Origin of the sequence: Winogradskyella sp., assembly GCF_013213835.1 — a bacterium.
GTDB lineage: Bacteria > Bacteroidota > Bacteroidia > Flavobacteriales > Flavobacteriaceae > Winogradskyella.
The window spans coordinates 434,106-448,240 of record NZ_JABSSU010000001.1; the positions used below are offsets into that span (position 1 = coordinate 434,106).

The window sequence follows — 14,135 nt, forward strand, 5'->3', positions numbered from 1 at the left end:
TATGTCTGACGTAACTGTTATTGAAAACTTTGTAAAAAAGTATCAAAGTCTAAAACAAGAAATTTCTAAAGTAATTATTGGTCAAGAAGAGGTTGTAGATCAGATTTTGATTTCTATTTTCTCTGGTGGGCATTCACTACTTATTGGTGTGCCAGGTTTGGCAAAAACCTTAATGGTGAATACTATTGCTCAAGCACTTGGTTTAGATTTTAAACGTATTCAGTTTACGCCAGATTTAATGCCAAGCGACATTCTTGGAAGTGAAATATTAGACGAAGACAGAAGATTTAAATTTATAAAAGGACCAATTTTCGCCAATATTATCCTTGCAGATGAGATAAATAGAACTCCACCAAAAACTCAAGCAGCTTTACTAGAGGCCATGCAAGAGCGGGCGGTTACTGTTGCGGGTCATCAATATAAACTTAGTTTACCATTTTTTGTTTTAGCGACACAAAACCCAATTGAGCAAGAAGGAACCTATCCTTTACCTGAGGCGCAATTAGACCGCTTTATGTTTGCTATAAGACTTGAGTATCCTTCATTTCAAGAAGAAGTTGAGGTTGTAAAATCCACAACTTCAGATATTAAACCTGAGGTGAATTCGTTATTCACAGCACAAGAAATTATTGATTTTCAGAATGTAATTCGTCGTATTCCTGTGGCGGATAACGTCGTTGAGTACGCTGTTTCATTAGTAGGTAAAACAAGACCAAAAGCAAATACTGCAGCCGATGTTGTAAAAGAATTTGTAGATTGGGGAGCAGGTCCAAGAGCTTCACAAAATTTAATTTTAGCCGCAAAAACACATGCTGCAACAAAAGGTAAATTTTCTCCAGACATAGAAGATATTCAAGCCGTAGCCATTGGAATTTTAAGACATAGAATTATCAAAAACTACAAAGCAGAAGCAGAAGGTATTACAGACGAAAAAATCATAGAAAGTTTATTCTAATAGTAAATCTATATCTGACTTAAGTGTTATTATAGATTCATCATCTAATAAATTATAGAATCCTCGTATACGTTGCTTTTTATCAATTAATGCGGCATAAGTAGAATGATAAAAGTCTTCAGTATTGTTTTCAATTTTGAAACTCGTCCTTAGTAATTCTGAAATATGTCGTAATTCCTTTTCTGTACTGTGCAGAAAGTACCAATTACTACTCATTAAAGCGTCATGATTCTCGGCGTAGGAATGAAGTACTGACGTTGTATCGTTTACATAATCTATACTGATTGAATTAATTAAGAATTCATCATTATTTCTAAAATCTTGAGCAATGTCTTTGAGTGGCACTATCATCTTAGGACAAATGGTAGGGCATCTTGTGAAAAAGAAATTCATTAATACAACCTTATCTTTAATGCTTTGGTCATTGAATTTATTGCCATAATGATTGGTAAAATTAAATTCACGAATATCGTATTCAGTCCTTTTACCTTGTTCATTAATATAGTAACTAAGGACTGGTAATTCTTGCTGATTGTTACAAGATGAGAAGAGCAGAAGAAGTAGAATGATACTAGCCTTAATTCCCATTATTATAAGCTTTAACTTTAATGTCCATTTCTTCATCATAAAAAAACAAAAACATACTCGCCATCATGTCTTGATCTATGTCTGAGGTGTTATTTGTTTTTAATATTAATTCATATTCGTGCTCAGGATAGAGTAGCACCCCGGTTTTACTGGTAAAATCTGGTGTAGCACCTAAACCAATTTTGTCTTTATGATTTTTTGGGAAGCAATTATAAATAATACTATCCGATGTTTTATCTACAAGTGTAAATTGACTAGCAAATGGATGTAAATGAGGTATGGCTTTATGCAAGCTCATCGTATCTTTCAAGGCGAGTTGATTTGTAATGTTAGTTTTAAAGGTTTGTTTACCAGTGAAAATTTTCCAATGTCCAGATAAAGCTTGTCCGTTAGCATTGTAGTACGTATGATTTTTAGTTTCCATTGGAATACACGCATTTTGCATATCATCATCAGGTATTTCATAAGGATTATTAATGTCAAAAGGTAGCATCATAAAAACAGTTTTAGGCTTCAGTGGTTTAATTGTTTTGCTTTTAGAGATGTCTATTGAAACATTATGTTTTATTTGAATTGTTGAGTCTGTAATATTATGATTGAGTGCTTGTGTTGTTAGAAAAAAAGATTCATCACTAAATATGGGATATCCATAGCCTTCAGGAAATTGAGAACTTTCTATGCCGTGTGAAAGCGAAATTAATCTTGGAAATTGACTACCAATTCTGTTTAGTAAATTCCAACGTCCAAAATGTTCTTGTTCAACAATATCAATATTCATGTGACAAATAAAATCATTAGAAATGGATGTGTTGGTTTTGTTATGTATAGCAGATACGTCCAGACCAGTTATCCATAGAAGTTCACTTTTGGTATCATCTAATGTGAAATATTTATAAGCTTTAGGACCTTCCATAGATTTATAAATATTGTCAATTAATAATGATGGTGATTGAAATGTAAAAGAATTTACGCTTGAATTCTTTTCCCATTCAGAGTCTATGAGATTTAAAGCATGGAGTATTCTTGTTTTAACAATGGCTTTATGTCTATTAGATAAATTAAAATAGTAAATTACACCAATCACAAGTCCAACAAAACATAAAATACTAAAAACTTTAAGGCCCTTTTTTAGAGACATTTCATATTGAATTTATAAGTTTAAAGGTAATAAAATGAAAAGAAACGACATGGCATATAAACTTAAGGTAGATGAATTATTTTGGGTTCGTGTTGCTGCATTTTTGGCATTTATTATTCCTTTTTTGGCATGTTATAAACTCTGGTTTTCAGAGAGAGTGTTTCCTTTAGCACCAATGTTTGATTTTTTAATGATTCCTAATTATTTAGGTGATATTGCGTTGATAATTGTTTTTCTTTTACTGTTCTTATATTTTGTATGTAATCCCAATTGGAAAGTTGGTCTGTCAATTCTTGGGATTTATATGTATTGGATTGTGGTAGATCAAAATAGAATTCAAGGGTTCTTTTTTGAAATAATGCTTGTGGTTCTCGCGCTGTCCCAATTCAAAAATGATAAAGAACTAATAAAAAAGTGTATATTATTTATATTCATTGGAACTTACTTTTTCAGTGGAATTCATAAAATTAATACCGTTTTTTTTGAGACTTGGTTATCTGGTCTAGAAAGCCGTATTCCATTTGTACCTAATTTTCTGAGAGAATCCTTTACCTATGCGGTTCCTTTTCTTGAGGCTATATTTGGGATATTTTTAGTTTTCGCTAAGACAAGAAAATTGGGTATATGGTTAATCACTATAATGCATACCATGATTGTGATTACACTTTTATTTGCAGGTTCTGGTTATATAGTATTTCCATTGACATTTTTTAATGTTTTTGTTTTGTTTTATCTATTTTATGATACTTCAAAAGTGAAGTATCCTTTTACTGATTTAAAGCATGTTAAGTCATTTCTAATAATTCTACTAGTTTTCATATTACCGATTTTTAATTTTTTCGGATTGTATGATCATATCCCGTCATTTAGTTATTTTTCTGGGAAGCACGAATATTGCAGACTTTATTTTTCTAGTTTAGAAGAGGCCCAAAGTCTACCAAAAGATATTTACAAAAATGTCAGAGCGTATGAAGGACAGTATTATTTAGACTTTAATGATTGGGCATCTAAAACAGCACCTATTTTAGTGTATCCAGAAAAACGTGTATATATAAAAATTCAAGAGCATGTTAATTCTCAACTAAAGAATCCAAATACCCGTTTAGAATTTTATAAAGTAAGCGGCAAATAAAATTAAAAGAATTGATTACAAGTAAAAATCGGAATTTTGGTTTAGATGCCGTGAGAGCTATTGCTATAACATTAGTTTTGTTAGGGCATACTATTGTGTTTTTTCCAAATGATCAAAGCATTGTAACCGATATGTTACAAGTTCTTGGAGTTTATGGTGTTGAAATCTTTTTTGTTCTAAGTGGATTTTTAATCGGTAACATTCTCATCAAGTTAATAGAAACAACTTCATTTACTTTGAAAGTTGTGCTTCATTTTTGGATACGACGATGGTTTAGAACCTTGCCATTGTATTTTATCGTTTTAATTCTGAATGTCGTTTTACTTTATTTTTTCTTCGATGCTTTACCTGACAGATTATGGAAATATTTTCTTTTCTTACAAAACTTCTCAAATGAGTATTTACCCTTTTTTCCTGAGTCTTGGAGTCTGTCTATAGAGGAATATGCGTATCTGTTAGCTCCGATAGGATTGTTTCTAACGGTGAAGTTTTTCAATTGGTTAAATCTCGATAAGAGGAAGGTTTTTTTACTAAATGCTTTAATACTAATATGCGTATTTCTGTTTTTAAAATATATGTTTTATCAGAATAATATAGACATAAAACAGACTTTTAAGTCTTGGAATGTTAGTTTAAAAGCTATTGTTATTTATCGACTTGATTCTATTTTTATTGGGTTTGTATTAGTTTATTTTTTTAATTCTCGCAATGAATACTTTAAGAAAAATAGGCTACTGATGTTATGCTCAGGTGCTTTTGTTTTGAGTATTTTGCTCGTAGCACTCTACATATATCCTTTAAATCAACACAATACTTTCTTCTGGAATGTCTTGTACTTACCAATGAATTCCTTAGCAATTGGTGCGGTTTTACCTTATTTCTATTTCTTGGATATAAAGCCAAAGAGATTTAAATCTTTTATTCGAAGTATTAGTTTGTATTCATATAGTATGTATCTATTGCATTATACATTTATATCTTATTTCATTTATCAATGGATTGATTTAAAACAACTTAATTGGACTGTAGGTGTTTTTTGCAGCATAATGTACCTAGGAGCTGTTTATGTTATTTCTAGAGTATCATATTGTTATATAGAACAACCATTAACTGAGTTGCGAGATTCAAAATTTATAAAAAGTTTTTTTTCTAAATAGAGCAATTACAATTATTGTTAATGTGATATCAATTTAAAACATAATCTTTTTGGAATTATATTTGACTTGTGGTAATACCTGATAAGAAACGAAATATAGGATTAGATATCGCAAGATCACTAGCAATGTTTTTAGTGCTGTTTTCTCATTCAATTTGGATAAGTGATCATTATCCAAAACCAATTCTTACACTAATGCAAATGAGCGGTACAATTGGTGTAGAGGTTTTCTTTATAATAAGTGGATTTTTAATTGGAAAGATAATTTTGAGAGATATCAATCGACCGAATTATTCTTTTAAAAATGTAAGGCGATTTATTGTAAGAAGATGGATACGTATTTTCCCAAATTATTATATGATCCTTTTAATAAATGTTGTTATTTGGTTTTCAATCTATAATGAGCTGCCCAAGTCTTTATATAAATACATTATTTATATTCAGAATTTCTTTTCGCCTTCACCAGCATTTTATAGAATATCATGGAGTTTGTCAGTAGAGCAGTTTTCATATTTAATTGTACCAATTGCAGTTTATTTTATAATAGCCATATTTAAAGATAAGGATCGAACAAAATTGTTCTTTTACACCTCCCTAGTGGCCGTTGTACTTTTTTCAATACCTAAGATTCATTTTTATTTCACGAGAGAACTGAAAGATATAGTAGATTGGAATGAGAATATTAGAAAGGTCTTAATTTACCGTTTAGATACTGTGTATATAGGGTTTATGTTTAGATATATATACGACAAGTACAAGAGTTGGTTTTACAGTAATCGAATAATATGTTTCGGTTGTGGTCTGTTGATTATTTTCATTTTGCATGGGTTTAGAGGTTTTTTTGGAATTACCGTTGCTCAGTCTCCATTTTTTATGACAGTGTTATATCTGCCTTTAAATTCTATTGCTGTCTGTTTGTTACTACCTTTTCTCTTAGAAGTAAATTTGAAGTCTAAACAACTATCCAAGGTTTTCGTTAAAACAAGTGTACTTTCTTATTCCATTTATTTACTCCATTATTCGATAATACTGCATCTCCTTAAGGTGCTGATACCATCAGAGGATTTTACAGGTATAACTTTGTGGCTATATACATTTTTTTATTGGGGCTTAACCTTTTTATTATCATATTTATTGTACACTTTTTATGAGCTTCCGTTTATGAGATATAGGAACAAAAAGTTTCCGAAATTGAAATAAAAAAAGACCTTTTTTAATATTCAAAAGGTCTTTTTATTTATTTTTTCAGAAAGAAATTTTAATTCTTTATGGTTTCATCTTTCTTAATGGAATGATCCAGGTGTTTTGCATAAAAGCCCATCATCGCTTTGTACAGCTCAATGCGGTTTTCTTCTTTTCCAAAACCATGTCCTTCATCATACTTAACCATATAAGGTACATCAACACCTCTTGCTCTTAAACCTTCTACAATCTGATCGGATTCATTAATGTTAACTCTTGGGTCATTGGCACCTTGAACAACAAATAAAGGTTTAGTGATTTTATCGATGTGATTTACTGGTGATACTTCATCCATAATAGCTTTTTCCTCAGGAATATCAGCATCATACCAAATTTCTTTAATAATCTTTAAGTAAGGCTTCCAATATGGTGGAATACTTTCCATAAAGGTAAATAGGTTAGAGACACCTACATAATCGACACCGCATTTATATAAATCAGGAGTTTTTGTTAATCCTCTTAAAACAGCATAACCACCATGACTTCCACCATAGATTGCAGCATTATCTTTATCTACCCAACCTTGCTCTACAACATATTTTAAACCATCTTCAACATCATCCATGGCTTTTCTACCAATTTGTTTAAAACCAGACTCAAGGAATTCACGTCCGTAACCACCAGAAATTCTAAAGTTTACTTGTAATGTGGCATAACCACGACTTGCAAAAAGTTGTGCTTCAGGATTAAAGCCCCAAGAATCTCTTATTCCTTGAGGTCCACCGTGTGGATTTACAATTACGGGAACACGTTCTCCGTTAAGTGCCGCTTTTGGTAGAGTTATATAACCATGAATAGTTTTACCATCTCTACTTGTAAACGTAATTGGTCGCATTTCTGCCATATCCTTTTCATCAAGGTTTGGCATAAGATTATACAGTAATTCAAAACGATCCTTCTTAGCGTCATAAGAGTAATAAGTGCCGTATAGCTTATCACTTTGTAAAAAGATTAAATACTTGCTTTCATCGTCAGTAGCGTCTGCAATTGAGTAGTTGTAATCTGGGAACTTAGTGGTAATACGCTTGTGTAATTTTTTATAATAATCACTAACTGGAATAATGACTTGTTTCTCACCTTCATATGCAAAATAGTCTAACTCATAACCTCTATGTCTAGATAGAGACAAACCAGAAACATCATATTTATCATTTGAGTACAGTTTCTTAATGATTTTATGCTCCTTTAAATCGTATAAGTAGATTTCAGATTTATCGCTTTCTAAGTTAGAAACCACATAAGCGTCATGAGGATATTCTGTTGCATAATTAAAAGAAGAGATGCTAAAACTGTCTTTCCAGCTTAATTCTCTCATTTTTTCGTAGGTCTTACCTTCATCTAAGGTATAATACCAATCAATATTTACACCTTCTCTAAGTTTAGCAAAACCTCTTAAGTTACCATCTTTATCAAACTCATATCCGTTAATTGGGTTAGCTGCATCATCATTTTTGTAAAGTTGCTCTAATGCTCCAGTAACTATATTGATTTTATAAGGTTCAAAGATTTGTGGATTATTCTGGTTCATAGAGATAATCATATGATCTTTATCTTCCTTTAAAGAATTTAGAATATTCACCTTAACTCCTTCAAAAGGTGTTAATTCTTTTTGATTTTGTCCATCTAGATCTACGGCAAACAAGTGAAAATCTTCATTTCCACCTTTATCCATTATATAGATGATTCTATTTTCGTTAGCCCATCCAAATCCCCTAATTAATTCATCTTTTTCTTCGATAATTCTAGTGACTTCACCAGTTTCAAGATTTTTTACATAAACATGATTCTTTTTGTTTTCATCTTTTTCTCTATAAAATAAATAGCTCCCATCAGGCGAGAAGTTAAATGAACTTGCTTTTGGTTTAGCAAAGTAGTCTTCAACAGAATATTTGTAACTGTTAATAGGTTTCCAAGTTGCTAGTTTAGCTAATTCTTCGTCTGATGTAGGTAACGATGTGTTTCCAGGTTTAGTCTTCACAGTTTTGCTTAATGTTAATGGTAATTCATTAGGACCTTGATAAAAGGTACCCGTAAATGTATTGTCTCCTAAGGTACCAACATATTTTATTCCAGCTTGTTTAAATTCAATGGTTAATTGATTATCTACAAAAGTAGTCACATCCATAGGAATACCCGTTGCACCTTGTGATGGACTATCCATAGTTGATGAATATTCATCGTTTTCAAATGTCACATTAAACAATAATGGCAGCTCTGTTCCTTGTACAGATAACTTTCCTTCCCAAGCACCAGCAATTTCTTGAGCTTGGGTCTGAGTGATAAGTCCTAAGAAAAGAACAAGTGAAACACTCAATTTCAAAATTTTTGTTTTCATTTTTAATCTTAAATTTTAGAGTTCGTTTTTGATTAATATCTCATTAGAAGACTGGAAGAAAGATTTGTTACAGATTTAGTGTTAAAACTTCAAGAAATTTTGAACATTGTTTTGCCTTATTTTGGAATTTTCTCAAACGTTTTCGTTAATAAGTCTTCATATTATAGGGATATTTTTTCTGTATTTAATAATTTTACACATCATATTTTGTGAAATATTAAATTTATATTCCTCAAATTTTCGATTTGTTGAATAATTTTTAAAAAATGCTTCTAAACGTTGTGAATCTTTAAAATAAGTAGGCTTTTTTGTAGTTTTGTGCACCTTAAAAGTTCATACAAATGACATACAACAATTACATTAAAGAAATTGAAGAAAGAAAAGCTCAAGGATTACATCCAAAACCTATTGATGGAGCTGATTTGTTAAGCGAAATTATCGCACAAATTAAAGATGTAAACAATGCTAATAGAGACGATTCTTTAAAGTTCTTTATATATAATACCTTGCCAGGTACTACAAGTGCAGCTGGCGTAAAAGCAAAATTTTTAAAAGAAATTATTGTTGGTGAATCTACTGTTGAAGAAATTTCACCAGCATTTGCATTTGAGCAGTTATCACACATGAAAGGTGGACCTTCAATAGAAGTATTATTAGACCTTGCATTGGGTAATGATGAAGTTATTGCACAAGAAGCTGCCAAAGTGCTTAAAACACAAGTGTTCTTATACGAAGCAGATACTGAGCGTTTAGAAATTGCCATGAAAGCAGGAAACGCTTTAGCAAAAGATATTATCGAAAGTTATGCGCAAGCAGAGTTCTTTACAAAGCTTCCAGAGATAGACGAAGAAATCCAAGTAGTAACTTATGTTGCTGGAGTAGGAGATATTTCAACAGATTTATTATCACCAGGTGCAGATGCGCATTCACGTTCAGACAGAGAATTACATGGTCAATCTATTTTTGAGCATAACAAAGACATGCAACAAGAAGTATTGGCTTTAAAAGAACAGCATCCAGATAAGCGCATTATGCTTATTGCAGAAAAAGGTACAATGGGTGTTGGGTCTTCAAGAATGTCAGGTGTAAACAACGTAGCACTTTGGACAGGTATTTCATCTAGTCCATATGTACCATTTATTAATATTGCACCGGTTATAGCCGGTACAAATGGTATTGCACCAATTTTCTTAACTACAGTTGGAGTTACAGGTGGCATCGGAATTGACCTAAAAAACTGGGTAAAGCAAAAAGATGAAAACGGAAACACAGTTCTTGATGCAGATGGCGAGCCAGTATTAGAGCAAGTATATTCAGTTGAGACAGGAACCGTTTTAACCATTAATACAAAAACTAAAAAGCTTTATAGCGGCGACCAAGAATTAAAAGATATTTCGGCAGCATTAACACCACAAAAGATGGAATTCATCAAAGCTGGCGGTTCATACGCAGTAGTTTTTGGTAAGAAGTTACAAACGTTTGCTTGTAAAGTATTAGGAATCGATGTACCTCAAGTATATGCACCTTCAAAAGAGATTTCTCAGGAAGGTCAAGGTCTTACAGCTGTTGAAAAGATTTTCAACAAAAATGCTGTTGGTACAACACCAGGAAAAACATTACATGCAGGCTCTAATGTACGTGTAGAAGTTAATATTGTAGGTTCTCAGGACACTACAGGATTAATGACGTCGCAGGAGTTAGAGATGATGGCGGCAACAGTTGTATCGCCTATCGTTGATGCAAGTTACCAGTCTGGATGTCACACAGCATCAGTTTGGGATGATAAGTCTAAAGCTAACATTCCACGATTAATGAAGTTTATGAACGACTTCGGATTAATCACAGGTCGCGACCCTAAAGGTTTGTATCATCCAATGACAGATGTTATTCACAAAGTATTAAATGATATTACTGTTGACGATTGGGATATTATCATAGGTGGAGATTCTCACACACGTATGTCTAAAGGTGTAGCTTTCGGTGCCGATTCTGGTACAGTAGCCTTAGCTTTAGCAACTGGTGAAGCATCAATGCCTATTCCAGAATCTGTAAAAGTGACGTTTAAAGGTAACATGAGAAGCTTCATGGATTTCCGCGATGTGGTTCATGCTACACAACAACAAATGTTAAAGCAATTTGGTGGTGAGAATGTATTCCAAGGTAGAATTATTGAGGTTCACATAGGTACATTAACATCAGACCAAGCCTTTACATTTACAGATTGGACTGCTGAAATGAAAGCTAAAGCATCTATTTGTATCTCTGAAGATGAGACCTTAATTGAGTCATTAGAAATCGCTCGCGACCGTATCAAGATAATGATAGATAAAGGTATGGATAACGAAAAGCATGTGCTTCAAGGTTTAGTTGATAAAGCAAATACTAGAATAACAGAGCTTAAAACAGGAATAAAACCAGCGCTTAAACCAGATGCAGATGCCAAGTATTATGCTGAGGTTGTGATTGACTTAGATGAAATTGCTGAGCCAATGATTGCTGACCCAGATGTAAATAATGATGATGTATCTAAGCGTTATACGCACGATACAATTCGTCCATTATCTTACTATGGTGGAACTAAAAAAGTAGACCTAGGATTTGTAGGTTCTTGTATGGTACATAAAGGTGACATGAAGATTCTGGCGCAAATGCTTAAGAATATCGAAGCACAACATGGTACAGTAGAATTTAAAGCACCATTAGTAGTAGCACCACCAACATACAACATTGTAGACGAGTTAAAAGCAGAAGGTGATTGGGCAGTATTAGAAAAATACTCAGGATTTGTATTCGATGATAGCGCACCAAAAGGATTAGCGCGTACCAAGTACGAAAACATGCTATACTTAGAGCGTCCAGGATGTAACCTTTGTATGGGTAACCAAGAAAAGGCAGAACCAGGAGATACAGTAATGGCAACATCTACACGTTTATTCCAAGGTCGCGTTGTAAAAGACTCAGGTGAGAAAAAGGGAGAATCATTACTATCATCAACACCAGTTGTGGTATTATCAACCATTTTAGGTCGCACACCAACAATGGAAGAATACGAAGCAGCAGTAGATGGTATCGTGTTGACTAAGTTTAAGCCATCACAAAAAAGTTTAGTGGTTTAATTCTTTAGATTATAAATGAAATAAAAAGCTCGAGTTTATACTCGAGCTTTTTGCTTTTATTGAATCAATAAAGATGTATTTATGAATTGAAATTTAGAATAGTAGCATTGAAATAAAATTCAAAGGCCATTAAAACTGATACCTAAATTTTCGTAAATTGAAGCATTACATAACACAAATTTTAAACTATGGCAATTGACATTAATATGATTAAAAATGTTTACTCAACAATGAAAGAACACGTTGATGCTGCGCGAGATGTTGTTGGTAAACCACTCACACTTTCTGAAAAGATATTATACTCTCATTTATGGGATGGCAAACCTACCAAAGCCTTTTCTAGAGGTAAAGATTATGTAGATTTTGCTCCCGATAGAGTGGCGTGTCAAGACGCAACAGCACAGATGGCGTTATTACAGTTTATGCAAGCCGGAAAGAAAAAAGTAGCTGTACCAACTACGGTACATTGTGATCACCTAATTCAAGCAAAGGAAGGTGCTGCAACAGATTTAAAGCATGCTAATAATACAAGTAGTGAGGTTTTTAATTTTCTTGAGTCTGTTTCTAATAAATATGGAATAGGTTTTTGGAAACCAGGTGCAGGTATAATACATCAAGTAGTTTTAGAGAATTATGCCTTTCCGGGAGGAATGATGATAGGTACAGATTCACATACTGTAAATGCTGGTGGATTAGGAATGCTTGCCATCGGAGTTGGTGGAGCAGACGCAGTAGATGTTATGGCAGGAATGGCTTGGGAATTAAAGTTTCCAAAATTAATTGGTGTAAGACTTACAGGTAAATTATCTGGCTGGACAGCACCAAAAGATGTGATTTTAAAAGTTGCAGAAATTTTAACTGTAAAAGGTGGGACAGGAGCTATTGTAGAATATTTTGGGCCTGGTGCCTTGTCGATGTCCTGTACAGGAAAAGGTACCATTTGTAACATGGGTGCAGAAATTGGAGCAACCACTTCAACTTTTGGATATGATGATTCTATGGAACGTTACTTAAAAGCCACCGATAGAGTAGATGTTGCAGAAGCTGCAAATGAAATTAAAGAATATTTGACTGCAGATGCTGAGGTATACGAAAACCCTGAGCAATATTTTGACCAAGTAATCGATATTAATTTATCAGAATTAGGACCTTTATTAAATGGACCATTTACACCAGATTTATCCACAACAGTTGGTAAAGAAATGACAGATAAGGCTAAAGAAAATGAATGGCCTATGAAAGTTGAATGGGGACTTATAGGTTCTTGTACAAATTCGTCATACGAAGATTTATCTAGAGCATCTTCTATAGCGCAACAAGCATTAGATAAAGGACTAAAAACCAAAGCCGAATTTGGAATTAATCCAGGTTCTGAGCAAGTACGTTATACAGCAGAACGCGATGGAATTCTTCAAGTGTTTGAAAAATTAGATGCTAAGATTTTTACCAATGCTTGTGGCCCATGTATTGGGCAATGGGCACGTTATAGCGACCCAAAAAATGCACCTAAAAACTCTATTGTGCACTCATTTAACAGAAACTTTGCAAAGCGTGCAGATGGTAATCCAAATACACATGCTTTTGTAGCTTCACCAGAAATTACGGCAGCAATTGCAATTGCAGGTCGTTTAGATTTTAATCCAATGACAGATACTTTGATTAATGAAAATGGTGAAGAAGTGATGTTAGATGAGCCTACTGGATGGGAATTACCACCAAAAGGTTTTGACGTAAAAGACAATGGTTATTTAGAACCTGTAGAAGATGGAAGTGGAGTTGAAGTAACTGTAAATCCTACATCAGAGCGTTTACAACTCTTAACACCATTTGAGCCTATTGGTTCTGAAGTAAAAGGGGCGAAACTATTAATAAAAGCATTTGGAAAATGTACAACAGATCATATTTCTATGGCTGGGCCATGGCTCCGTTACCGTGGTCATTTAGATAATATTGCAAATAACACATTAATTGGTGCTGTTAATGCTTTTAATAAACAGACCAATTTTGTTAAAAATCAATTAACAGGAGACTATGGTGGTGTGCCAGATACTCAACGAGAATACAAGAAAAATGGTATTTGGTCTGTAGTAGTTGGTGACCATAATTATGGTGAAGGCTCATCTAGAGAGCACGCAGCAATGCAACCTCGACATTTGGGTGTAGCAGCTGTTATTGTGAAATCCTTTGCACGTATTCACGAGACTAACCTTAAAAAACAAGGTATGTTAGGATTAACTTTTGCTAATGAAAGCGATTACGACTTAATACAAGAAGATGATATCTTTAACTTCTTAGATCTTAATGAATTTTCACCAGGTAAACCTTTACATATCGAAATCGTTCATACCGACGGTTCTACAGATACCATAGCTGTGAATCATACATACAATGATTCTCAAATTGAATGGTATAAAGAAGGTTCTGCATTAAACTTAATAAAGAAGCAAAACGCATAACAATAGATTTTATTAAA

The 14,135-nt window shown here is 33.1% G+C and carries 9 protein-coding genes; 6 read left to right on the forward strand and 3 right to left on the reverse strand.

Annotation, left to right across the window (positions count from 1 at the left end):
* The first annotated feature begins 1 nt into the window (after position 1).
* On the forward strand, positions 2-955 hold the full coding sequence (locus HRU50_RS02055; protein WP_296347626.1) for a MoxR family ATPase: 954 nt from the start codon (positions 2-4) through the stop codon (positions 953-955).
* Here the strand turns inward: HRU50_RS02055 and HRU50_RS02060 are convergent.
* Together HRU50_RS02060 and HRU50_RS02065 are read right to left on the reverse strand one after the other, a co-directional pair.
* Positions 947-1,543, reverse strand: coding sequence for an SCO family protein (locus tag HRU50_RS02060; protein WP_296347628.1), 597 nt, complete (start codon positions 1,541-1,543; stop codon positions 947-949). The two genes, HRU50_RS02055 and HRU50_RS02060, sit on opposite strands and share 9 nt — an antisense overlap.
* On the reverse strand, positions 1,533-2,681 hold the full coding sequence (locus tag HRU50_RS02065; protein ID WP_296347630.1) for a hypothetical protein: 1,149 nt from the start codon (positions 2,679-2,681) through the stop codon (positions 1,533-1,535). Before HRU50_RS02065 ends, HRU50_RS02060 begins: the two co-directional genes overlap by 11 nt.
* A gap of 34 nt (positions 2,682-2,715) precedes the next feature.
* Between HRU50_RS02065 and HRU50_RS02070 the strand changes: the two genes are divergently transcribed.
* The 3 genes from HRU50_RS02070 (at position 2,716) to HRU50_RS16015 (ending at position 6,169) form a co-directional block, all read left to right on the forward strand.
* A complete protein-coding gene (locus HRU50_RS02070) occupies positions 2,716-3,813 on the forward strand; it encodes a MauE/DoxX family redox-associated membrane protein (RefSeq protein ID WP_296347633.1) in 1,098 nt (365 codons plus the stop codon).
* Between the two features lie 11 nt (positions 3,814-3,824).
* Positions 3,825-4,970: an acyltransferase gene (locus HRU50_RS02075; RefSeq protein ID WP_296347635.1), complete on the forward strand. Its 1,146-nt coding sequence runs from the start codon at positions 3,825-3,827 to the stop codon at positions 4,968-4,970.
* A 68-nt stretch (positions 4,971-5,038) separates the two neighbouring features.
* A complete protein-coding gene (locus HRU50_RS16015; RefSeq protein ID WP_366927329.1) occupies positions 5,039-6,169 on the forward strand; it encodes an acyltransferase in 1,131 nt (376 codons plus the stop codon).
* A 58-nt stretch (positions 6,170-6,227) separates the two neighbouring features.
* On the opposite strand, the gene HRU50_RS02080 is transcribed toward HRU50_RS16015, so the two are convergent.
* A complete protein-coding gene (locus HRU50_RS02080; RefSeq protein ID WP_296347637.1) occupies positions 6,228-8,546 on the reverse strand; it encodes a S9 family peptidase in 2,319 nt (772 codons plus the stop codon).
* Positions 8,547-8,887: 341 nt separating this feature from the next.
* On the opposite strand from HRU50_RS02080, the gene HRU50_RS02085 reads away from it, so the two are divergent.
* Positions 8,888-11,662, forward strand: coding sequence for a bifunctional aconitate hydratase 2/2-methylisocitrate dehydratase (locus HRU50_RS02085; protein WP_296347639.1), 2,775 nt, complete (start codon positions 8,888-8,890; stop codon positions 11,660-11,662).
* 188 nt (positions 11,663-11,850) lie between these two features.
* Positions 11,851-14,118 carry an aconitate hydratase gene (locus HRU50_RS02090; protein ID WP_296347641.1) on the forward strand — a complete coding sequence of 756 codons (2,268 nt, stop codon included), beginning with the start codon at positions 11,851-11,853 and terminating at the stop codon, positions 14,116-14,118.
* The last annotated feature ends 17 nt before the right edge of the window (positions 14,119-14,135 follow it).